The sequence below is a fragment of the Kitasatospora sp. NPDC048540 genome, assembly GCF_040651175.1.
GTDB lineage: Bacteria > Actinomycetota > Actinomycetes > Streptomycetales > Streptomycetaceae > Kitasatospora.
In genome coordinates, this window is the sequence record NZ_JBEZIR010000080.1 from 1 (window position 1) to 21891 (window position 21891).

Sequence of the window (21891 nt, forward strand, 5' to 3'; positions counted from 1 at the left end):
GCGGCCGGAGCGGATCGGGGTGGTGCTCTCCGAGGAGTTCCAGCTCCACCCGGAGCAGTCCACCGACGCGATCGTGATCCACCACCCCGAGGCCACCTACTTCAACGCCCGGTGACCTTCAACGCCCGGTGACGCGGCCGGCCCGCCCGGCCGCGCCCCGGATCAGCCGAAGTCCTGATCGGCGTAGAGGTCCTGGATCTCCAGCCCCTCCGGTCCCAGGCCGGTCCGCTCCGCGTGCTCGAGCATCCGCGGCCCGTACTCGGGGTGCTCGGTCAGGTCGGTGTAGGTGTCGAGGTCGAGGTCGAGCACGCCGGCCTGGTGGGCGAGGTAGACGTCCAGGCCCGGGTACATCACGGCCACGTACGGCAGGTCGTCGATGTCGGTGACCAGCACCGGGTACTCGCCCAGCGAGTCCGGCTCGCCCACGTAGAGCAGCCGCCGGGAGTCGCTGCCGCCGGCCAGCGGGAAGCAGCGGCCCGGCAGCAGCGTCTCGAACTCGGTGAACATCTGCGACCAGACCGCCTCGGCGCCGTCGAAGCCGTAAAGCAGGTCGGTGGTGTCCGACAGGGCGCGGCCGTCCAGGGCGGGCGCCGCCGGGTCCGGGTACCACCCCAGGGCGGAGAGCCAGGCCGAGTCGTAGGCCAGCCAGCGCCGCAGGCTGGGCGGCAGCGGCCGGCCGCCGGGCAGCCGGAGGGCGTCTATGAGCTCGGGCGGCAGCGGGACGGGGTCGGCGGGCATCGGTTCGTCGCAGGACTGCCAGCCGTCGCGGCGGACCGCCGCCACCACCCGCTCGACCAGGGCTTCGCCGTGCATGTTCGGATCCATGCCCGGCAGTGTGGCAGCCGTGTCGGACAGTGGGCCGGCAGGGCGGGCGTCGTCCAATGGGAGGGCGGCCGATCCGCCCGTCCCGCCCGCCCGGCCCGAGGAGTCCTGCCGTGTCCGAGCCCCGCACCCTGCTGACCGGTCTCGTCCTCGGTGAGTCGCCCCGCTGGCACGACGGGCGGCTGTGGCTGTGCGACTGGGGTGCGCAGGAGCTGATCGCGGTCGGCCCGGACGGCGCCGGGCCCGAGGTGGTGCTGCGGGTCCCGGCGTTCCCGTTCTGCATCGACTGGCTGCCGGACGGGCGGCTGCTGATCGTCGACGGGAGCGGCCGGCGGCTGCTGCGCCGGGACGGGGACGGCCCGCCGGTGACCCATGCCGACCTCGGTCCGCTGAGTGACCGCCCGTGGAACGAGGTGGTGGCCGACGGCCGCGGCAACGCCTACGTCAACGGCGTCGGCTTCGACCTGATGGCCGGGGAGGCGCCCGCGCCGGGCCTGCTCGCCCTGGTCACCCCGGACGGCGCGGTCCGCCGGGTGGCCGGGGACCTGGCGTTCCCCAACGGGATGGCGGTGACGCCCGACGGTTCGACGCTGATCGTCGCCGAGTCGTACGCCGGCCGGCTCACCGCGTTCCGGATCGAGCCCGACGGGAGCCTGGCCGACCGCCGGGTGTGGGCCGCGGTGGAGGGCTCCGCCCCCGACGGCATCTGCCTCGACGCCGAGGGTGCGCTCTGGTACGCGGACGTGCCGAACCGCGCGTGCGTGCGGGTCCGGGAGGGCGGCGAGGTGCTGGCCCGGGTCGAGTCGGAGCTCGGCTGCTTCTCCTGCGCCGTGGGCGGTGAGGACGGCCGGACCCTGTACGTGACGGCGGCCGAGTGGCCGGGCGCGGTCGACGGTACCCGGAGCGGGCGGCTGCTGGCGGTGCCCGCTCCCGCGCCGCGTGCCCCCGCGCCGCGTGCCCCCGCGCCGCGTGCCCCGGCGCCGCGCGCCCAGGGGCCGGCCGGCGCGCCCGGGTGACCGGTCCGACGGGACCCCGGGAACCGGCGCCCGGACCGGCGCGTTGCAGGTGGCGAGGGGCGGACCGGTTAGGCTGCCCTGACAGGGGGAGCCTCGCCGTATCCGCACGCGTGGGGCCGTTACCGGTGTCACGGCAGCTGTTGCACCACGCCCACGGAGGTAGTCCGTCTTGCACATCGACCAGTGGATCGACGGTGTGTCGCCCGCCGCGGTGTACGCCATCGTCGGTCTGATCATCGGACTGGAGAGCCTCGGGATCCCGCTGCCCGGCGAGATCGCACTGGTCTCCGCCGCGCTGCTGGCGGCGCAGGGCCACGTCAGCCCGTGGGGGGTGGCGATCTGCGCGATCCTGGGCGCGATCATCGGCGACTCGATCGGCTACTCGATCGGACGCAAGGGCGGCAAGCCGCTGTTCGAGCGGCTGGGACGGAAGTTCCCCAAGCACTTCGGCCCGGACCATCTGGAGAGCGCCGAGCGCTCGTTCCAGAAGTGGGGCATGTGGGCGGTGTTCTTCGGCCGCTTCATCGCTCTGCTGCGGATCTTCGCCGGGCCGCTGGCGGGTGCCCTGCGGATGCCGTACTGGCGGTTCCTGACCGCCAACGTGCTCGGCGGCGTGGTCTGGGCCGGCGGCACCACGCTGCTGGTCTACCAGGTCGGCAAGGTCGCCGAGAAGTGGCTGAAGAGCTTCTCCTGGATCGGGCTGGTGGCGGCCGTCCTGGTCGGGGCCGGTTCGGCCTGGCTGATGAAGCGCCGGGCGGCCAAGGCCCGGGCCGGCCACCCCGAGGTGTCCGGCGGCAAGAGCGGCACCCCGGTCGAGGCGGTCGAGGCCGCGCCGGTCGCGCCGGTCGCGGACTGAGCCCACCCGCCACTGAAGGAGGGGCCGCGGACGGGTTCCGGGGCCCGACGTACGTGCGCACGTGACCACCGAGCGACGAGGAGGCCCGCCGTGGGCCAGCAGCAGTGGACCGCAGTCGACGACTACTTCAGCGAGGTGCTGATCGGCGCGGACGAGGTGCTCGACGGGGCGCTCGCCGCGGCCGACGCCGCGGGCCTGCCGCACATCAACGTGGCACCCAACCAGGGCAAGCTGCTCCAGCTGCTCGCCGTCACCCGGGGCGCCCGGCGGATCCTGGAGATCGGCACCCTCGGCGGCTACAGCACCATCTGGCTGGGCCGGGCGCTGCCCGCCGACGGCCGGCTGGTCACCCTGGAGATCGACCCGGCGCACGCCGCAGTGGCCGAGGCCAACCTCGAGCGGGCCGGGCTCGCCGACCGGACCGAGGTCATCGTCGGCCGGGCCGCCGACTCCCTCGCCCGCCTCGCCGACCAGGGCGTCGAGCCGTTCGACTTCGTATTCGTGGACGCCGACAAGCCCAGCAACCCGGTCTACTTCGAGTGGGCGCTCAGGCTCACCCGCCCCGGCGCCCTGATCGTGGTCGACAACGTGGTGCGCGGCGGCGAGGTCGCCGATCCGGACTCCACCGATCCGGCCGTGCGCGGCGTCCGCACGCTGCACGACCTGATCGCCGCCGAGCCGCGGGTCTCCGCCACCTCGGTGCAGACCGTCGGCGTCAAGGGCTACGACGGCTTCACCCTGATCCGGGTCGAGAGCTGAGCCCGGGAGCCGACCGCCGGGCCCGGGACGAGACACCGCCGGGATGAGACACCGCCGGGATGAGACATCACCGCGACGAGGACAGCCACCGAGATGAGGGCAGGAACGCGATGAGGGTAGGACTGCTCGGTACGGGACCGTGGGCGCAGCGGGTCCACGCGCCGGCGCTCGCCGCGCACCCGGGGACGGAGTTCGCCGGGGTCTGGGGCCGTCGGCCGGAGGCGGCGGCCGCGCTGGCCGGTGCGCACGGCGTACCGGTGTACGAGGACCTGGACACGCTGTTCGCCGAGGTCGACGCGGTGGCGGTGGCGCTGCCGCCGTCCGTCCAGGGCGAGCTGGCGATCCGGGCGGCGGAGGCCGGGCGGCACCTGCTGCTGGACAAGCCGGTCGCCTTGGACCCGGCCGTCGCCCGTCGGCTGGCCGAGACCACCGAGCGGCTCGGACTCGCCTCGGTGGTGTTCTTCACGCTGCGCTTCAACGCCGACCAGGCCATCTGGCTCACCGCGCAGGCCGCCGAGGCGGACTGGTTCACGGCCCGCTGCGAGTGGCTGGGGGCCGTCTTCACCTCGCCGGACAGCCCGTACGCGGCCTCGCCCTGGCGCAAGGAGAACGGCGCCCTCTGGGACGTCGGCCCGCACGCGCTGTCGATGCTGCTGCCGGTCCTCGGCGACGTCGTGCACGTGACCGCGGCCGGCGGCCCGGGTGACACCGTCCACCTGGTGCTGCGGCACGCCGGGGGCGCCAGCTCCACCCTCACGCTGAGCCTGACCACCCCGCCCGCGGCGGCGGTGGACGGGGTGTCCCTGGAGCTGCGCGGCGCCGCCGGCCTGACCCGGATGCCGGGCCGGAGCGAGGGCCCGGCCGAGGCGTACGCCCGCGCGCTGGACGCCCTGCACAGCGCGGCGGCGGGCGGCCCGGCGCACGCCTGCGACGCGGCCTTCGGCGCACGGGTCAGCGAGATCCTCGCCGCCGCCGACCGCTCCCTGGCGACGGGCGCGGGCCTGGAGCTCTAGTGCCCGGTGCTCACCCGCGGGCCGGCCCGGTGCCGGGCGGCCAGTGGTGGCCGGCGTCGTGCAGCCCGGCCAGGGCCCGGTGGTCGTTGGCCACCAGCACCTGGGCCAGCCGGGCTGCCGCCGTGACCACGGCGGACCAGCCCGGGGCGTCCAGGAACGCGTGGTCCGGGGCGTCGGCGCCGAGCGAGTCCTGCACCGCGGAGTAGGCGGCGCCGAGGTGTGCGGTCAGTTCGACCTCCTCCTGGGTGCGGAGGGTCTGTCCCAGCCACGGCGCGGGATCGGTGGCATCGCAGAAGTCGTCGAAGAGCACGTGGACGGTGTGGTCGAGGTCCTCGAACCGGGCCGGGTCCAGCCATACCTCGCGCTGCCACGACGGGCCGGCCAGTGCCACGACCGCGGGCACGACGTGGAGGCGGTGGTGCGGCAGGGCAACGCCGTGATCGATCATCAGCCGGTCTTGGGGCGGCGGTCGGCCGGGCGGGTCGGGGGGATCGGGGCGGACGGGAAGTCGCGGGGGCCGGTCCACAGGGAGGGGACGGCGTCGCTGCGGCGGGCGAGTTCGTAGCCGATCGCCTCGTAGTTGACCCGCCAGCCCTGGAACTGCGGCCAGGCGTCGACGGTGGCGCGCTCGGCCGGGAACCCGGACGCGGTGACCATCGCCACCGCCGCGTCGAACTCGGCGTAGCTGAGCCGGATCGGGCCGTCCGGCTCGGGGTCGGGGTCGTACGGGATGCGCAGGGCATCGGCGATGTCGCGCATCGCGGTGAACCCGGCGCGCAGCACCAGCCGCGCCTCCGGTGGCGCGCTGCGCGGGCTCAGCGCGAGCTGCATCGCGGCGGCGTCCAGGACGGCGAGCAGGCCGACCACCCAGTTGCGGTTGGGCTGCGGGGAGCGGAAGGAGAGCAGCACGGGGTAGTTGGAGTGGCCCTCGCCGATGTCCGCGGCCAGCCGCTCCCAGCTGCGGTACAGCTCGGGCAGCGCGGTCTCGGTGCCGACCAGGGCCTGCCGGGCCAGCAGCTCCGGTCCCCAGGCGGGTTCGCCGGCCCTGGTCTGCAGCAGGGTCACCTCCACCTCCCGCCGGTTGTACGCGCCGTACAGGGTCGGCAGGTAGCCGATCAGCAGCGCGATGATCAGCGGGCCGGTGGCGGCGGCGAGGAAGTCGAGAGCGGACAGGCGCAGCCGGTCGTTGCTGGCGAAGCCGAGGGTGAAGAGGCTGGAGCCGGCCTCCCGGAAGGAGACGCTCCAGCTCAGACCTGAGGTGCCGTACAGCAGCAGGGTGTAGGCGGCCAGGGTGCCGAGCAGCCAGGTGCCGAGGGTGCAGACCAGTATCAGCGGGGCGAGCCAGGTCTGGACCCGGTCGAGCGTGCGGTAGCCGAAGGGAGCCGCCGCGAGCCGCAGGACGGTCCGCAGGACCGCCCAGAGCCGGTTCACCAGGATCGAGTAGAGGCCGCGGGGGACCACCAGGGTGCGCAGGATGCTGGCGATGGTGAGCCCGAGCAGCGCCAGCCCGGCCAGGGTGATGATCATCCTCATGCGGTCATTGTGTCCCGGGGCCCCCGCCGACCCGCGCAGGGGCCCCGGTGCGGTCGGGCGTGGTCAGCCGTTGGCGAGTGCCTGGAGCCGGTCGTAGGCGCCGTTGAAGAGGTTCTGGTCGCCGGGGAAGGTGCCGGAGTCGGCGTACTGCCAGATCGTCCGGTACGACCAGCCGGCCGGCAGGGTGCCGGGGGTGCTGCTGTAGCGGGCCAGCCAGAGCGGGTTGGTGGCGCCGAAGGAGGCGTTGTTGCCGGTGCAGGTCTTCCACCAGTCGGTGGTGGTGTAGATGACGGGGTAGCGGCCGGTGCGGGTGTGCACGGTGGTGCTGAAGTCGCGGATCCAGCTGACCATCGCGCCCTGGCCGAGGCCGTAGCAGGTGGCGCCGTACGGGTTGTACTCGATGTCGAGCGCGGGCGGCAGGGTCCGGCCGTCGCGGGACCAGCCGCCGCCGTGGGCGGTGAACCAGGTCGCCTGGGCGGCGCCGGAGGAGACGTCGGGCAGCGCGAAGTGGTAGGCGCCGCGGATCAGCCCGGCGCCGTACGAGCCGTTGTACTGCTGCGCGAAGTACGGGTTGAGGTAGGTGGTGCCTTCGGTGGCCTTGACGTAGGCGAACCGGGCGCCGTCGGCGGCGGCGGTGCTCCAGGCGACGCTGCCCTGCCAGCTGGAGACGTCCAGCCCGGGGGTCTGGGTGACGGTCAGTTCCGGGGCGGGGGAGCCGGTGGCCCCGCCCTCGTGGGCCGCCACGGTGGAACCGGCGTGGTCGAGCTCGGGGTGGAGCGGGGGCCGGGGCCGGCCGGCGGCCTGCGCGGGGGCGCCGGCCGCGCCGAGCAGGACGGCGGCGCAGGCCAGGGCGGTGGCGGTGCGGCGGAGCGTTCGACCGCCGGTGGGCGGTAAGGCGCGGACTCGCATGGAGCACTCCCTTCGACCGGGCACGGCGGGGCAGGGGAGGGGCGTGGGGGGTGCATGGCCGTGCCGCGAGCAGGATAGTCATGCACCCGACAGCAGCACCAGGGGCCGGTCCGGCGAACCGCCACGGGCACGCGGAGGCCTGTGGCACCATGGCGGCGGGTGCCCTCGGGGCCGACGACCGAACGAAGGAGTACGGGCGTGGCGAACGATCTGACCTTCCGGACCGCGGGTCCCGCGGACGTCCCCGCCCTGGTGGCGCTCATCGAGTCCGCCTACCGTGGCGAGGCCAGCCGGGCCGGCTGGACCACCGAGGCCGACCTGCTGGAGGGCCGCCGCACCGACGCCGAGTCGCTCGCCGCCGTGCTCGCCCGCGAGGGCTCGCTGGTGCTGCTGGCCGAGCGGGCCGGTGACCTGCTGGCCTGCTGCCACCTGGAGCGCCGCGGGGGCGCCGCCTACTTCGGGATGTTCTCGGTCCGGCCCGAGCGGCAGGGCGGCGGCCTCGGCCGCGAGGTGCTGGCCCACGCCGAGCGGCTGGCCCGTGAGCAGTGGGGCGCGGCCCGGCTGGAGATGACGGTGATCGAGCAGCGGGCCGACCTGATCGCCTGGTACGAGCGGCGCGGCTTCGAGCGCACCGGAGAGTTCTCGCCCTTCCCGTACGGCGACGAGCGCTTCGGCGTCCCGCTCCGCCCCGACCTGCGGTTCGAACGGCTGGTCAAGGCCCTGTGACGGCCGGCGCGCCCGGCCGGCCGGGGAAGATCGCGAGACCGTTGGCGACCGCGCGTTCGAAGCCCTGGTCGAGCCGGTTGCGGACGGCCACCCGCCCGCTTCCCGGGTCGCGGGTGACCAGCGTGGACGAGCCGCCGCCGTCCAGGTAGACGCCCTCCTCGCAGCCCGACGAGGCGAGCAGGTCGGCGAGTTCGCCGAGGGTCAGCCCGCTGGAGGCGTGCTCCCGGCCGTCCGTCGCCAGCAGCCGCAGGACCCGGCCGCCCCGGGCCAGGCCGACGGCCGTGCGCGGCTCGGCCACCTCCCGGTCCAGCCCCGGCAGCGGCCGCCCGCCCGCCAGCAGCCGGTGCGCGCCGAGGGCGGAGGAGAACGGGCGGCCCGAGTCGGCCACCAGCCGGTAGTCCACCCCGACCGGGGTGCCCACGGCGGCCCCGCGCAGCGCCTGCGCCCCCTCCTCCCGCCCGAACAGCACCAGGTCCCCCGGTGGAACCGGGCCGCTCCCGGCCGTCGCGGAGGCGGCCGCCACCCGGCCGTGGCGGACCGTCAGCTCCCAGGTGTCGCCGGTGCAGGGGCCGCCGCGGTCGGTGTCCGTGCCGCAGGCGGCGCGCGCCCGCGAGGCCCCGCCCCAGTCCGCGGTGAACGCGCCGATCGAACCGGCCGCCAGCGCGTACTGGTTCAGACCGCGCAGCGGACTGCTCCCCGCCGGGGTCCGCACCTGCCCCCGCAGGACCAGCCGCGCCGTGCGGGCCACCCCGTCGACGCCCACGCCGACCACCTCCCGCTCGCTGTCCCCGGGCAGCGACGGCACACCGAACCGCTGACCCGGCGGCACCGCCGCCTTCAGCGCCCGGCCGTCCGCCACCACCGGCCCCGACGGTGCGCCGGTCGCCGGGATCCCGGGGTGCTCGGCCTCGCTGATGTCGAAGAAGTCGCCGTTGACCGCCGCCAGGGCGCCCTGCGCCTCGGCCATCCGGGAGACCCGCTCGCGCGCCGCCACCACCCCCTGGTACAGCAGGCCCGCCCGTACGCCGGTGCGGCGCAGGTCGGCCGTCACCAGGTGCACCCGGGCACCGCCGTGCGCGGTCGGCACGGTGAACGCGCGGTACTCCACGCCGGGGGCGAGCCGCTCCACCGCCCCGTCCGCGGCAGCGGCCGGCCCGGCGGGCAGACCCGGCCCCGCGACCAGTGCGCAGACCGCCAGCGCGGTGGCGATCCGGGCACGGACGATCGCGGTACCGGTGGCCGCGGCGCGGCCGGCGGGCTGCCTCATGCGGCACACTGTGCGGGCCCCGGCCCGGCCGGCCCGGCAAGCTCACCGCCCGCATCCCGGCGTCCACCCGTACGGACCGGCCCGCCCGGGCCGCCCGGGCCGGGCGCGGCTCAGACCGGGTCCGGCCCCGGAGCGCGGCGCCACTCCACGTAGCGTCCGGACTCCCTGGTCAGCCCGGCCAGGAACCACACCAGCACGGCGGTGTCGTCACTCCAGCCGACCACCGGGAAGACGTCCGGCACCGCGTCGAGCGGGCTCACCAGGTACAGCCCGACCAGCAGGCCGAGGCCCACCAGCTTCCCCGGCCCCACGCCGGGGTAGCGGCGCAGCAGCACGTCCCCGACCAGCCGCGGCAGCGCAGCGACCCGGGCGCCCGGTCCGGGCGCTCCGGGCCGCCGGGTCTCGCGGTACAGCCCCCACGCCGAGCGGCCGACGGCCGCGCCGTCCAGCCCCCGCACACCCCGCCCGGCCCGGCCCTTCGCCGGTACCCCTGCGCCCATCACGGTCTCCTCCCGCGTACGGGCCCGACCACCGGCGGCCCGTCCCTCACGGTACGGGACCGGCGGGCGCCGGCAGGGCTCAGCCGCCGTACAGGCCGCGGCAGACCTGGGCCTGCTGGGAGCCGGGCTTCCACTGGCCGAGCCGTTCCGCCTCGGCGCAGATCGCCAGGCCGGAGATCAGTGGCGGACTCGGCTGCGGCCGCACCGCGGCGCCCGGCGGCCGCTGCGTCGAGGCGGACGGCCGGGCCGCGCCCGTCCGGCGGGCCGAGGGCGACGGCGGGGACGCGGCCGGCGCCCCGCCGGCCGGGCCGCCGGACGCCGTCGAGCGCTGTACCTCGTCGTCGGCCACGGGGGTCGCGCCGGCGGGGCCGGACGTGCCGGACTGCCCGGGGGAGGGCGTACCGGGCACCGGCGGCGGGGCGAGCGGCGTCGGACCGGGCCCGGCGGTGGAGGTGCCGCCGACCAGCGTGCCGGTGGACTCCTCGGCCAGCGGCCCGCAGGTGGCCAGCAGCCCGCCCAGCACCATCGCACCCCCGAGCAGCACCGCCACCCGCGCCACCCGCTGGGCACGCGGCCGCGCGGGCCCGGCCGCCGGCGCCCGGGGTGCGGGCGGTGCGACCGGCGGCCCGGCCGGCCCGCCGGGCTGCTGCTCCCAGGAGTACTGCCAGGGCGGCTGCCACTGCTCTTCCACGCGATCCCTCCACGCCGTCCGGCCGTCCGGCCCGTGCGGCCCGGGGCACCGGCCCGCCGTGCCCAACGACGGACCGGCGGTTGCGGAACGGCCCGCGCGATGCGTCCACCCGGCCGAGGCACGGAGTGCGCCGGCCCGGCCCCGCGGCGATCCTGGCGGGATGGAGAACCTCACGGAGCGCGCCGCACACAGGGAGCACACCATGGACGACCCCAGCCGGAGGGTGAAGCCGCTGGTCGAGATCGCCGAGTTCCGGACCGACAGCCGCTACCGGCTGGTCCGCTTCGAGGGCATCGGCTGGAAGCCGCTGGCGCCCGAGGAGTTCGAACCGGAGATCAAGCACCACTTCCCGGACCTCGACCCGCACGACCCGCTGCTGGTGCAGTGGGAGGACCGTCCCTGGGAGTGGCCCGCCTGGCACCCCGGCGAGGCCTGACCCACGGTCAGAAACCGTTCGGGGAGCCCCGCCCCGACCGGCCCCGCCCGACCGGCTGCCCCGCCCAACCGGCCCCGCCCGCCCGGGCGGGGCCGTAGTCTCGGCGGATGGGTACCGCAGCGTGGGCCGAGGCCTGGACCGGCGGCCGCAGGGCCGTGCACATCGGGAACGTCGCCGACTTCAACGCCCAGTTCGTCCCCGCGTCGGACGACAGCACCCGGCACGGCCACCACTACTCCTGCCTCGCCGCCTTCTACAGCCCCCACCCGGCCGTGCTGGTGCTGCCGCACCAGGTCGAGCCGGAGTGGGTCCGCCGACTCGATCGGATACTCGACTGGTCCGAGGTCGAGGTGCACAGCGGCCTCGCCGAGGATGGCCGGCTGATCGGTCCCGCCCTCGCCGCCCGCCCCGAACTGCGCCGCCGGCTCGACGCGCTCGCGCTGCCCGTCCGGCACTGGGGCGCCACCGAGGGGACCGGAACGGGCGTCGCGGCCGTCCGCCGCTACGAGGCCAAGGACGCCTCGCACGCCCTGTTCACCCGCCTCGCACCCGGCCACCCCGGCATCCGGGTGCCCGCACAGCTGGCGGTGGACTCCCCCCGCGCACTGGCCGGGGTCGTCGACGAACGGGCCCGCGCCGGTCGGACCACCGTCCTCAAGGCCCGGCACGGCGTCGGCGGGTTCGGCACCGCCGTCCTGACCCCCGGACGGATCGCCGCCGCCGGAGGCGCCCGGAACCTGCTGCGCCGGCTGGCCGACGACCAGGTCCTGCCGTCCCGCGAAGGCCTGCTGGTCGAGGAGTACGTCGAGGGCGGCGGCCGGCTGCGCCACCCGAGCTTCGACGGCCTGATCACCGAGGACGGCACCGTCCACCCGGTCGGTGTCGCCCTGATGCGGGTCGAGGACACCGCCTACGCCGGCGCGACCGTCGGGCCGGGCAGCGTACCCGCCCGGCTGGCCGGCGCCGCCGTCCCGTTCGGCGTCGCGGTCGGACGGGAGCTTGCCGCGGCCGGCCACCGGGGCTGGTACGACGTCGACTTCGTCACCGACCCGGCCGGACGCCTCGCCCCGACCGAGACCAACGTACGGCTCACCGGGCCCGCCGTGGCGTTCATGATCCAGGCCCGGCTGGACGCCGTCCGCGGCCCCGGCCACCTGGTCCGCACCATCGACCGGCTCCCGCTCGGCGCCCGGCTCGGCCAACAGGCGCTGCTCGCCCACCTGGAGGCGCTCGCCCGGCGCTGCGCCCGGTTCGGCGCCACCCTGCTGCCGACCATCCCCACGGCCGGCTTCGAGGCGCAGCCGACGGTGGGCGTGGCCCTCGCCGCGACCGACCCGGACGCGCTGGACGCGGCGGAGGCGGTCGCCCGGGCCGCGAACCTGGCCCTCGGCGACCCCTTCGACCCGCTCACCGCCCGGTGAGCGTCAGCGGCCCGGCCGGGGCGCCTGCCGGACGAGGAAGCGCACCACCACCGCGGCCGAGGCGATCAGCGCGATGTTGAACAGCACCACCAGGGTGCCCTGGGTGGACCAGTTCCGCGGGTCGGTGGTCCGGTAGAAGTTGTCCTGCGGCCACCAGGAGGCCAGCAGCCAGAACACGGCCAGCCGGGTCAGGACGGTCAGGCCGCGGGGCCGGCCGAACCGGGCCAGCGCCGGCCCGCCCAGGAGCAGGAAGGCGAGGCCGAGTCCGGCGCCCAGCGACTCGGCCCAGTACAGCAGCTGGAACACGGTGGCCCACGGCTGCGGGACCAGCCGCAGATCGGTCGACCCCGGCCAGAAGGTGCTGGTGGACAGCCGGGCGAGCACGGTGAAGAGCACCACCAGGCCGGCCCACACCCCGGGGGTGTTGTCCCCGTCGGCCCACACCCCCGCCGCGCCCTTGCCGCCCGAGGGCTGCCGCCCCGACTTGCCGGACGGGGCCGGTTCGGTCCGCGGCGCGGGCAGCGGCAGCGCGGCCCGGTCGAGCTTGCCCGCCCGGGTGCGGGGCAGGCCGGGCAGCGGTACCACCGCGTCCGGCAGCGCGTCGGCGGGCAGCCGTTCGGCCAGGTGGCTGCGGAGCGCCCAGGCGTCGGGCGCCCGGCCGGGGTCCGCGACCACGTACGCGACCAGGGCCGGCTCCCGGGCCGGCTCCAGGTCGACCGTGGCGACCGCGCACTCGCGGACGTCCGGGTGCCCGCGCAGCAGCGTCTCGACCCGGACGGCGGCGGCCGTCTCCGGGCCGAGGTCGCGGCTGACGAACTCCAGGATGCCGTCCGGGCGCAGCCGCCCGAGGTCACCGGTGCGGTAGAGCCGCAGGTCCGGGCGGGCCGGGTCGGCGAAGAACCGTTCGGCGGTCAGCTTCGGCTGGTTGAGGTAGCCGCGGCCGACGCCGGGACCGGACAGACAGATCTCGCCGCACTCGCCGGGAGCCACCGGGACGCCCTGCGGGTCCAGCAGGTGCACCCGGTTGCCCGGGAATGGGACGCCGATCAGGGAGAGCCGCTCCGGGTGCTCCGGCGGGTCCGCCAGGGTGGCCGGGTCGAAGTAGGTGCTGTCCACCGCGGCCTCGGCGACACCGTAGACGTTGATGTGCCGCACGTCCGGGCCGAGGTAGCGCTGGATCCGCAACTGCTCGTCCAGGTACCACTTCTCGGCGCCCACCGACAGCAGCCGCACCGATCCAAGCTCCAGCCCGAGCGGCTGGAGATGGGCGAACAGCCGGCGCAGCAGGTGGACGTTGACCTCCATCACGGTGATCCGCTCGCCGATCACCAGCTCGTGCAGCTCCCGCAGTTCGGCCGTGCGGTCCAGGGTGAAGTTGCGCCTGGCCATCACCAGGGTGGCACCGGTGCCGAGCGCGCGGAGCCAGTCCGCGGTGAAGACGTCGAACTCCAGGGTGGCCGTCTGCAGGATCCGGTCGGCGTCGGTCAGCCGGTACACCTCCTGCCAACCCCGGTACGCGTGCAGCAGGTTGCGGTGCTCGATCTGCGCGCCCTTGGAGACCCCGGTCGAGCCCGAGGTGTAGAACACGCAGGCCACGTCCGCGTCCCGGACCCGGACGTCCGGCGCCGTGGACGGCAGCGCGGCCAGCGCGTCGGCCTCGGTGTCCAGACAGAGCACCGGCCGGGCGGTGGCGTCCGCCAGCCGGACCCGGTGCACCTCGTCACTCACCACGACCACCGGGTCGGCGTCCGCCAGGACATGACGGATCACCGCATCCGGGCCGGTCGGCTCCAGCGGCACGTAGGCGCCGCCCGCCTTCAGCACCGCCAGCACCGCCGTCAGCAGCTCGGGCCCCCGCCCCAGCGCCACCGCCGCGGGCCGCTCCGGGCCCAGCCCGAGCGCCACCAGCCGGTGCGCCAACCGGTTGGCCCGGGCGTCGAGTTCGCCGTACGTGAGCTGCTCGGCGCCGCACACCACGGCCTGTGCCCCTGGAGTCCGGCGGGCCTGCTCCTCGAACAGCCCGTGGACGGTGTGTACCTGTGCCGTCGTCATCGCGCATCCCCTCCCTGCGTCGGCAGGACCACGCCGATCCTGCCCGCCCCCACTGACAGTGTGCAGCCAGTACTTCCCTGTGACGCCCGCCGGTCGTCCGGTAGTTGCACACCTGTCACCGGTTCGGGACCTGTGGCGGCACGGTGGGCGCCGGACCGGCCACCGCACCTGCGCAACGCGGGCGCACAGGGCGGGCACAGCGGCTCCGCAGACCCGGCGGGAACTGTTCACCTCCCGGGTCTACCCGCGTAAACCTGGTGCGCGCCAGGCTGGTTGACCGTCCGAACACCCATCCGTACGGACGCTGTCCCCGCCTCCCCGCCCCCAGGAGTCCGCATGCCCGCGAACCGCCCGCTCCGCCGCGCAGCCGCCGCCGCGGCCACCGCCCTGCTCGCCGCCGCCGCGCTGCTCACCGGCACCGGCACCGCCGAGGCCGCCCTCCCCACCCCGGTCTCCACCGCCACCGCGAAGAGCTACCTGGCCGCGCTCACCGTCACCGCCGAGTCCCACACCTCGACCTACGACCGGGCGCTGTTCCCGCACTGGATCACCATCTCCGGCACCTGCAACACCCGCGAGACGGTCATCAAGCGGGACGGCAGCGGCGTCAGCACCGACTCCTCCTGCGCCGCCGTCAGCGGCAGCTGGACCTCCGCCTACGACGGCGCCACCACCACCAACGCCTCCAGCTTCGACATCGACCACCTGGTCCCGCTCGCCGAGGCCTGGCGCTCCGGCGCCTGGGCCTGGACCACCGCCCAGCGCCAGGCGTTCGCCAACGACCTCACCCGCCCCCAGCTGATCGCCGTCTCCGCGAGCTCCAACCGCTCCAAGGGCGACCAGGACCCCACCACCTGGCTGCCCCAGGCCTCCTACCGCTGCACCTACGCCCGCGCCTGGGTCCAGGTGAAGTACTACTACGGCCTCAGCGTCGACAGCGCCGAGAAGTCCACCCTCACCTCGCTGCTGGGCGGCTGCTGACCACCCGCGCACAGCGCTCCGCCCCTCCCGCCGGCCGTCCGGCGGAAGGGGCGGGTGCCGAAGCGAGCACGGCGGCCGGGTCAGGCCGTCAGCTGCGCCTCGATCGCCGCGATCAGCTCCTCCGCCTCCGGCTCGGTCCGCGGCCGGAACCGGCCGGCCACCGTGCCGTCCGCCGAGACCAGGAACTTCTCGAAGTTCCACTGCACGTCCCCGGCGGCGCCCTCGGCGTCCGGCGTCTGCGTCAGCCGGGCGAACAGCGGGTGGCGGTCCTCACCGTTCACGTCCAGCTTCTCGAACAGCGGGAAGGTCACCCCGTAGGTCATCGAGCAGAAGGTCTGGATCTCCTCCTCGGTGCCCGGCTCCTGGCCGCCGAACTGGTTGCACGGGAAGCCGAGCACCGCGAAGCCGCGGTCGGCGTAGCGCTCGTGCAGCCGCTCCAGACCGGCGTACTGCGGGGTGAGGCCGCACTTCGACGCCACGTTCACCAGCAGCAGGGCCTTGCCCTTGTAGTCGGCGAGGGACGCCGGCTCGCCGGCCAGGGTGCGCAGCGGGATGTCGTAGAGGCTCAAGGTCGGATCCTTCGGTCGGGGGTGCGGAACGTTCCAGCAGCTCACAACCTACGCGGCGGCCCCGGTGTTCCCGCCCGGCCGTCGTTCCCGCCCGGCCGTCCCGGTGCAGGCGGCGGCCCCGCTCAGAGCGCGGGCGTCCGCTCGTCCGGGTCGCCGAACAGCTCGCGCTGCCACAGCGCCTCGCAGAGCAGGTCGAGGCCCTGCCGCAGGTGCCGCCGGTAGGTGCCGTACGGCAGGCCGAGGCGCCGGGCGGCGGCCTCCTGGGTGGGCGCACCGGAGAAGTAGCTCGCCGACAGGGCGTCGCGGGCCCGGACCCCGCGCGGGTCACGGGCGAGGTCGTCGACCGCCCGGCGCAGCAGGGCGCGCAGCTCCCCGGCCGGGTCGTCGAGGTCGGCCGCGATCCGGGCGCGCATCAGCGCGCAGGCGGCGAAGGCGCCCGGGTCGCGCCAGTGCGCCAGGGCCTCCCGGACGGCCTGGTCGAAATCGGTGCGGGAGCTGCCGGACGGCCCGGCCGGGACCGGCACCTCGGTGGCCGCGATGAAGTGGCGCAGCCAGGTCTCGACCGGTACCAGCCGCCAGTCGACCGCGAACAGCCCGTACGTGTACTCACCGACCTGCGGCCGCGCGCCGGTGTCGGTGAGGCTGCCCTTGACCCGTGCGGCCCAGGCGTCGGCGTCCCGCCAGACGGCGAAGCCGAAGGCGCGGCCACGGGCCCGGGCGGACTCCGCCTGGGCCCGGGAACTGCTCAGGTCGATCACCCGGGAGGGCACCTGGTACCGCTCGGGGTAGACCGTGAAGCGGCTGACCCCGATGTGCTCGCCCGGCCCGACCGGGGCGGTCGCGGCGGCGTACTCCCAGGCGGCGGCCACCACGGGGTCGGCGGCCAGGTCATCGGGGTCCGGCGGGGACGGCAGCGCCAGGCGGGCCGTGAACGCCACGATCCGGCCGGTGGTGACCAGCCGGTAGACGCTGAAGGCCTGCGGCTGGCGCTCGGCCCAGTAGCGGACCACGGCCGCGGAGGCCGGGCCCTCGGTCTCCGTCGCCATCCGCAGCACGGTGTCGAGGTCGTCCGGGTGCAGCGGGCGGTCGTGCACCTCGTCCTCACGGGACCAGGTGCGCAGCCGGGCCACGATCTCCCCGTCCCGGAAGAGGTAGAAGAGCTCGTCGGTGACGGTCCAGACGCGCTCCTCGGGCGCGTCGCGCAGCAGGCGCAGATACTCCTCCGCCAGCCGGCGGCGCATGTTCACGAAGGCGTTGGGGGCCCGCCAGCGCAGGTCGGCGGCCAGCGTCTCGCGGGCGGCGTCGTGCGGGTGCAGCCCCCGGTGGGTGGACTCCATGAACGGCAGGTCCCGCAGCCACGCGAACAGCAGATGGGCGTCCACCTCCGGCAGCACCGCCGCGAGCAGCTCCTCGGAGGTCGAGTAGGCCTGCGCGGCCACCTCCAGCGCACGGCGGTGGGCCGCCGAGGGCACCTCCCCGATCAGCCCCACCAGCAGGGTCCGCAGCACGTCGGCCGACGGCGCCCAGATCTCCTCCCGGTTCCAGCCCGTCCAGCCCGCCGCCGCCGCGAGCGACAGCGCCAGCGGGTTGCCGCCCGCGAAGCGGAGCACCAACTCCCGCAGCTCGGGCCCGATCGCCGCCGCGGCCAGCAGACTCCTGGCCTGCTGCTCGGTGAACGGCTCGAGCTCGGTCACGTGCAGCAGGCCGGCCCAGGCCGGGTCGGCGGTCCACTGCGGCTGCGGCGCGAGCCGCCCGCCCAGGACGACCAGCGCGCCGTCCGCTGCCCGCGGCAGGAAGTGGTGCCACAACCAGCTCTCCAGCCACTGGCAGTGCTCGAAGGAGTCCACGAACAGCACCGTGCCGGGCACGTCAAGGAAGGCGGCCGCCGCCCGCTCGAAGTCGGCCGGGTCCCGGCCGACGAAACGCCCGTCGAGCTCGACCAGGAGCCGGCCCGCCGCCCTCGCGTGGTCGGCCAGCCGCCGCAGCAGCGTCGACTTCCCGATCCCGCCCGGCCCGAACACGTAGAAGGCGAACGGCGCCCGCGGATCGTCGGCCAGCGCCTCGGCGAACCGCCCGAGCTGCTCGTCCCGCCCGATGAAAGCCTGTACGCGCGCGGTGCTCAGCCGCTCTCCGACGGACACCATGACGGCTCCCCTCCCCATGCCCCGCACCGGACGAAGACCTCCGGCTGTTCCTGCGGCCCCGGCGGCGATCGGTACCCGGCGGTCCGTACCCGAATGGTCCGGCCCGCCGCTCCGCCGCCCCGATCCGGCCGGCCCGGCCGATGTCAGGGCCCGGCCCAACATACCCGGTATATCTGGCTTTTCGATATCTCCGGAACCCCGGACCGGGCCTCAGCCGGCCGCCGGGCCGCCGACCGCGGCCTCGCGCACGGGGGTGAAGTCCAGGGCGAGGGACACCGGACCGCGGGTGTACAGGCCGCTCTCCCGGTACCGGAAGCCGGGGCCGAAGCGGACCCGGTCGAGCAGCGGGAGCAGCAGCTCGGCCACGGTCTCGATCTCCGCGCGGGCGAAGGCCGCGCCGACGCACTGGTGCAGCCCGGCGCCGAAGGACAGGTGCTGGGCGGCGGCGGTGAAGGAACGGGCGGTGCCCAGATCCGCGCGGTGGAGGTCGAAGGTGTCCGGGTCGGTGAAGGCCCCGGGGTCCCGGTTGGCCGCGCCGATCATGCAGAACACGGTGGCGCCCGCCGGTACGACGGTGCCCGCGAACACCGCATCCGCCTCCGCCTGACGGGGGATGAGCTGGACGGGCGGGGTGAGGCGCAGCGTCTCGGCGATGGCCGCGGGCAGCAGAGCCGGGTCCCGGCGGACCCGGGCCAGCTGTTCCGGGTGGTCGATCAGGTGCTTGAGCAGGAGGGCGAGGGTCTTGTCGGCGGGTTCGACGGCGGCGATCAGGACGTTGATGACCAGCGCGGTGATCTCGCGGTCGCTCATGGCGATGCCGTCGAACTCGGCCGTGCACAGCATCGAGATCAGGTCCTCGCCGGGACGGCGCCGCCGCTCCTCGATGACCGGGGCGATGTAGGCCTCCAACTGCTCGGCGCAGTCCAGGCAGTGGCGACGGCGTTCGGGCGTGAGCACCATGCTGGTGATGAACTCGCCGACCCCGCCCAGCCAGGCGGCGACCCGCTGCCAGTCCCGCCGGTCCAGCCCGAGGACCTCGAGCGTCACCTGGACGGCGAACGGCTTGCCGAAGTCCTCGACGAGGTCCATCCGGCCCACGGGAAGGAACGGCGCGACGAGCTCGGCGGCGATGGAGCGGATCGCGCGGACCTGCTCCTGCAGGGCCCGGCCGGTGAAGCCCCGGACGACGATCTTCCGCTTAGCGGTGTGCTCGGCGCCGGTCATCTGGGCGAGCACCGGCCCGCGCATCACCGGCTCGGCGCGCACCTGGAGGGTCCGGGTGGTGAACGCGTCATGATCCGTCAGCACCCGCCGTACATCGCGGTGGCGGGAGAGGAAGTAGCTGTCGAGCGCGGGCTCGTAGTGCACCGGCGACCGGTCCCGCAGCCGGCCGAAGTACCGGTAGGGATCGGTGGCGAAGTCCGGGGACAGGACGCTGAAGCGGGGATCGGGCACGGGCCGGCGGACCTCTCGGGGGCGGTGGGGGCAGGACACCGGGCGCCGCCCGGGCGGTGGGGGCCCAGGGCGTGCCTCAGTGACGGCGAGGAGCGGGCGGGCGGCTCGACGGCGACCCACCCGCGACAGCGGTTCGCAGGACTATAACCGGCCGATGTGTCAGCGGGCCGAGGTGAGTTCGGCGAGGAGCGCGGACCCGGCCCAGCCGGGGGCGGTACCGGGGGCCGCCGCCTCCGCCTCACGGACCAGGGCGATCAGACGGGCGTTGGCCGGGGCCCCGAGGGCGTGGCGTCCCGCGAGCGCGACGATCTCGCCCTGGAGCGAGTCGATCTCGGTGGGCCGCCCGCGCTGGAGGTCCTCCCACATCGAGGAGCGGGCGGTGGCGTCGATCCGCAGACTCGCCCCCGCCAGCAACTGGAACAACGCGTCGGGCAGTCCCAGCACCCGTGGCATCAGCGCGGGCGGCACCGGCCCGAGCCGGGCCGGCGTCACCCCGGCGGCCCGGAACGCCGCCAACGCCTCCCGCTGGCAGCGCGCCACGCACAGCCGGTAAGCCCGCTGCCCGACCTGCTCGCGCAGGGGCAGGCCGGAGAGCGCGTTGACCGCGTTGTTGAGGTTCAGCAGCAGCTTCGCCGCCTGGACGGCCGGCATGTCCGGCCGCAGCTCCAGCAGCAGACCGCCCGACCGGGCCGCCCCGGCGAGCGCGTCCGCGCCCTCCCCGGCCGCCAGCATCAGCGACCCGCCACTGCCCTGGTGGAATGCGGCGGGTCCGGTCCGCACCACGTTGTACGGCACCATGCCGGCCAGCACCCGGTGGGACGGCAGCGCCGCCGCGAGCACCGCCGGGTTGTGCAGGCCGTTCTGGAAGCTGACCACCACGGTGCCGGGGCCGAGGTGCGGGGCGAGTTCCCGGGCGGCGGCCGCGGTGTCCGCGGACTTCACCGTGACCAGGACGTAGTCGGCGCCGGCCGCGGCCTCCGGGCCGGTGGCGGTGGTCAGGTCCCGGATCCCGCGGCGGGCCGGGCCCGGGCCGGTGAGGGTCAGCCCCTCGGCGTCGATCGCGGCCATCGCGGCCGGCCGGCCGATCAGGGTGACCTCGGCGGTCGCGGCGAGCATGCCGCCGAGATGGCAGCCGATGGATCCGGCGCCGAACACGGCTATCCGCGGCCGGGCATGGGAGGTGGACACGAGGCTGCTCCGGATGGACTCGGGGGCGGGACAGGCGGATCGAAGCGGCGGGCTGCCGAAAAGATACCCGCCGCCACCCGGCCCCGGGCCCGTCCCGGCACCCACGTCGGCGCCCGGGCGGGCGCCGGCCCGTAACGCGCCCTACCCGGCGAGCTGGGGGTAGAGGGCACCGAGGTCGGCCGAGAGGCCGGACTTGACCCGGCGGGTGAGCTCGTCGGCGATGACCTCGTAGGCGTCGGCCTCGATGCCGTCGAGTGCCTGCTCGGCGACGGCGTGCGGGGAGGACTTGGGTGCGTCGACGGCGGCGGCCATGTCGGTGTCGACGTAGCCGACGTGCAGGCCGGTGACGTTGATGCCGCGGGGCTTGAGGTCCAGCCGCAGGGAGTTGGTCTGCGACCACAGGGCCGCCTTGGACGCGCTGTAGGAGCCGGACAGCGCCACCCAGGAGAGCACGGAGTGGACGGTGAGCAGGTGGCCGCCGCCGTTGCGCTCGATGATCGGGACGAACGCGCGGGTGGTGTGCAGCGGGCCGTAGAAGTTGGCCTCGAACTCCCGGCGGACGTCCTCGACCGGGGAGTCCAGGAAGGACGCGCCGACCAGCCCCGCGGCGTTGTTGACCAGGATGGTGACGTCCTGGGCCCGCTCGGCCGCGGCGGCGACCGACGCCGGGTCGGTGATCTCCATCGCCAGCGGTACGGCGTCGGGGTGGGTGACGGTCCGCGGGTCGCGGGCCGTGGCGTAGACCTGCTTCGCGCCCCGGGCGTACAGCGCCTCCACCAGGGCCTTGCCGAGGCCGCGGCTGCCGCCGGTGACCAGGACGTTCGCGCCTTCGATCGTGGTCATGACCGTTCTCCCTCAGATTCGGAAACCGATCGGTTTCCTCGATTTCCACCAAGGTATACCGATCGGTTTCCAAACGGCAAGGGTCCGCGTAACCTCGGATGCATGACCACCGACGAAGGCGTGAAGGGCGTGCAGGTGTCCGCGCGGGAGCGCCTGCTGGATGCCGCGGCCGGCCTGTTCTACCGGGAGGGCGTCGGCATCGGCGTGGACGCGCTGTGCCGGGCGGCCGGGGTGTCCAAGCGCACCATGTACCAGCTGTTCGACAGCAAGGACGAGGTCCTGGCGGCGAGCCTGGAGCGGCGCGGCCCCGCCTACCTGGCGCTGACCCTGCCCGACCAGGACGACCCGCGGCCGCCGCGCGCCCGGCTGCTGCACGTGTTCGAGCGCCTGGAGGCACTGACCGCCGCGCCGGAGTACCGGGGCTGCCCCTTCGTCGCCACGGCGGTCGAGCTCAAGGACCCGGGGCACCCGGCCAGCCTGGTCGCCCGCCGCTCCAAGGACGCCCTGACCGCCTTCTTCCACCGCGAGGCCGCCCGGGGCGGCGCGGCCGACCCCGAGACTCTGGCCCGCCAGCTGACCATCGTCTTCGACGGCGCGGGCAGCCGGGCGGTCGTCCAGGGGCAGCCGCTGGACGGGCTGGCCGTGACCACGGCGAACGCCCTGCTGGACGCGGCGGGCGTGGCCTGAACCCGGGGGCCCGGCCTGCGCCC

General features: G+C 75.4%; 22 protein-coding genes. 9 read left to right on the top strand and 13 right to left on the bottom strand.

Annotated elements, in window-relative coordinates; all coding sequences use genetic code 11:
* Positions 1-162 precede the first annotated feature (162 nt).
* Positions 163-825 (bottom strand): hypothetical protein, encoded by a 663-nt coding sequence (locus tag AB0D08_RS26745; RefSeq protein WP_082526308.1) that lies wholly within the window; start codon positions 823-825, stop codon positions 163-165.
* Positions 826-935: 110 nt separating this feature from the next.
* On the opposite strand from AB0D08_RS26745, the gene AB0D08_RS26750 reads away from it, so the two are divergent.
* The 4 genes from AB0D08_RS26750 to AB0D08_RS26765 all read left to right on the top strand — a co-directional run bounded on the left by AB0D08_RS26750 (position 936) and on the right by AB0D08_RS26765 (position 4466).
* On the top strand, positions 936-1838 hold the full coding sequence (locus AB0D08_RS26750; protein WP_359892293.1) for an SMP-30/gluconolactonase/LRE family protein: 903 nt from the start codon (positions 936-938) through the stop codon (positions 1836-1838).
* 169 nt (positions 1839-2007) lie between these two features.
* On the top strand, positions 2008-2694 hold the full coding sequence (locus AB0D08_RS26755) for a DedA family protein (RefSeq protein WP_359892295.1): 687 nt from the start codon (positions 2008-2010) through the stop codon (positions 2692-2694).
* Positions 2695-2784: 90 nt separating this feature from the next.
* On the top strand, positions 2785-3453 hold the full coding sequence (locus AB0D08_RS26760) for an O-methyltransferase (RefSeq protein WP_033818852.1): 669 nt from the start codon (positions 2785-2787) through the stop codon (positions 3451-3453).
* Positions 3454-3563: 110 nt separating this feature from the next.
* Entirely contained in the window at positions 3564-4466 is a 903-nt protein-coding gene (locus AB0D08_RS26765) for a Gfo/Idh/MocA family oxidoreductase (protein ID WP_033818851.1), read from the top strand.
* A 10-nt stretch (positions 4467-4476) separates the two neighbouring features.
* On the opposite strand, the gene AB0D08_RS26770 is transcribed toward AB0D08_RS26765, so the two are convergent.
* The 3 genes from AB0D08_RS26770 to AB0D08_RS26780 form a co-directional block, all read right to left on the bottom strand.
* The gene (locus AB0D08_RS26770) at positions 4477-4914 is read right to left on the bottom strand and encodes a hypothetical protein (RefSeq protein WP_359892299.1); all 438 of its coding nucleotides are present in this window, start codon (positions 4912-4914) and stop codon (positions 4477-4479) included.
* Entirely contained in the window at positions 4914-5999 is a 1086-nt protein-coding gene (locus AB0D08_RS26775) for a hypothetical protein (protein ID WP_033818850.1), read from the bottom strand. The genes AB0D08_RS26770 and AB0D08_RS26775 overlap by 1 nt, the downstream gene beginning before the upstream one ends.
* A 63-nt stretch (positions 6000-6062) precedes the next feature.
* The gene (locus AB0D08_RS26780) at positions 6063-6908 is read right to left on the bottom strand and encodes a lysozyme (protein WP_033818849.1); all 846 of its coding nucleotides are present in this window, start codon (positions 6906-6908) and stop codon (positions 6063-6065) included.
* Positions 6909-7106: 198 nt separating this feature from the next.
* Between AB0D08_RS26780 and AB0D08_RS26785 the strand changes: the two genes are divergently transcribed.
* A complete protein-coding gene (locus AB0D08_RS26785) occupies positions 7107-7634 on the top strand; it encodes a GNAT family N-acetyltransferase (RefSeq protein ID WP_033818848.1) in 528 nt (175 codons plus the stop codon).
* On the opposite strand, the gene AB0D08_RS26790 is transcribed toward AB0D08_RS26785, so the two are convergent.
* The 3 genes from AB0D08_RS26790 to AB0D08_RS26800 all read right to left on the bottom strand — a co-directional run bounded on the left by AB0D08_RS26790 (position 7621) and on the right by AB0D08_RS26800 (position 10092).
* Entirely contained in the window at positions 7621-8901 is a 1281-nt protein-coding gene (locus AB0D08_RS26790) for a phosphodiester glycosidase family protein (RefSeq protein ID WP_359892302.1), read from the bottom strand. The two genes, AB0D08_RS26785 and AB0D08_RS26790, sit on opposite strands and share 14 nt — an antisense overlap.
* Before the next feature lie 110 nt (positions 8902-9011).
* Positions 9012-9401: a YkvA family protein gene (locus tag AB0D08_RS26795; protein WP_359892304.1), complete on the bottom strand. Its 390-nt coding sequence runs from the start codon at positions 9399-9401 to the stop codon at positions 9012-9014.
* A 79-nt stretch (positions 9402-9480) separates the two neighbouring features.
* Positions 9481-10092, bottom strand: a complete 612-nt coding sequence (locus AB0D08_RS26800; RefSeq protein WP_359892306.1) for a hypothetical protein — start codon at positions 10090-10092, stop codon at positions 9481-9483.
* 160 nt (positions 10093-10252) lie between these two features.
* Here AB0D08_RS26800 and AB0D08_RS26805 point away from each other — a divergent pair, with 160 nt between their 5' ends.
* Together AB0D08_RS26805 and AB0D08_RS26810 are read left to right on the top strand one after the other, a co-directional pair.
* Positions 10253-10528, top strand: a complete 276-nt coding sequence (locus AB0D08_RS26805) for a hypothetical protein (RefSeq protein WP_359892308.1) — start codon at positions 10253-10255, stop codon at positions 10526-10528.
* Between the two features lie 107 nt (positions 10529-10635).
* Positions 10636-11949: a hypothetical protein gene (locus tag AB0D08_RS26810; RefSeq protein ID WP_359892311.1), complete on the top strand. Its 1314-nt coding sequence runs from the start codon at positions 10636-10638 to the stop codon at positions 11947-11949.
* Between the two features lie 3 nt (positions 11950-11952).
* Here AB0D08_RS26810 and AB0D08_RS26815 read toward each other — a convergent pair whose 3' ends face one another.
* A complete protein-coding gene (locus AB0D08_RS26815) occupies positions 11953-14001 on the bottom strand; it encodes an amino acid adenylation domain-containing protein (RefSeq protein WP_359892314.1) in 2049 nt (682 codons plus the stop codon).
* A 336-nt stretch (positions 14002-14337) separates the two neighbouring features.
* Between AB0D08_RS26815 and AB0D08_RS26820 the strand changes: the two genes are divergently transcribed.
* Entirely contained in the window at positions 14338-14982 is a 645-nt protein-coding gene (locus tag AB0D08_RS26820) for an HNH endonuclease family protein (RefSeq protein WP_033821838.1), read from the top strand.
* A gap of 80 nt (positions 14983-15062) precedes the next feature.
* Here AB0D08_RS26820 and AB0D08_RS26825 read toward each other — a convergent pair whose 3' ends face one another.
* The 5 genes from AB0D08_RS26825 to AB0D08_RS26845 all read right to left on the bottom strand — a co-directional run bounded on the left by AB0D08_RS26825 (position 15063) and on the right by AB0D08_RS26845 (position 21181).
* Positions 15063-15551, bottom strand: coding sequence for a glutathione peroxidase (locus AB0D08_RS26825; protein WP_033821837.1), 489 nt, complete (start codon positions 15549-15551; stop codon positions 15063-15065).
* Positions 15552-15673: 122 nt separating this feature from the next.
* Positions 15674-17695: an AAA family ATPase gene (locus AB0D08_RS26830; RefSeq protein ID WP_051812992.1), complete on the bottom strand. Its 2022-nt coding sequence runs from the start codon at positions 17693-17695 to the stop codon at positions 15674-15676.
* 210 nt (positions 17696-17905) lie between these two features.
* A complete protein-coding gene (locus tag AB0D08_RS26835) occupies positions 17906-19150 on the bottom strand; it encodes a cytochrome P450, cyclodipeptide synthase-associated (protein WP_359892317.1) in 1245 nt (414 codons plus the stop codon).
* A 159-nt stretch (positions 19151-19309) separates the two neighbouring features.
* Entirely contained in the window at positions 19310-20338 is a 1029-nt protein-coding gene (locus AB0D08_RS26840; protein WP_233289130.1) for a 2-dehydropantoate 2-reductase, read from the bottom strand.
* Positions 20339-20479: 141 nt separating this feature from the next.
* Entirely contained in the window at positions 20480-21181 is a 702-nt protein-coding gene (locus tag AB0D08_RS26845; protein WP_033821834.1) for an SDR family oxidoreductase, read from the bottom strand.
* Between the two features lie 102 nt (positions 21182-21283).
* Here AB0D08_RS26845 and AB0D08_RS26850 point away from each other — a divergent pair, with 102 nt between their 5' ends.
* Positions 21284-21868, top strand: a complete 585-nt coding sequence (locus tag AB0D08_RS26850) for a TetR/AcrR family transcriptional regulator (RefSeq protein WP_033821833.1) — start codon at positions 21284-21286, stop codon at positions 21866-21868.
* The last annotated feature ends 23 nt before the right edge of the window (positions 21869-21891 follow it).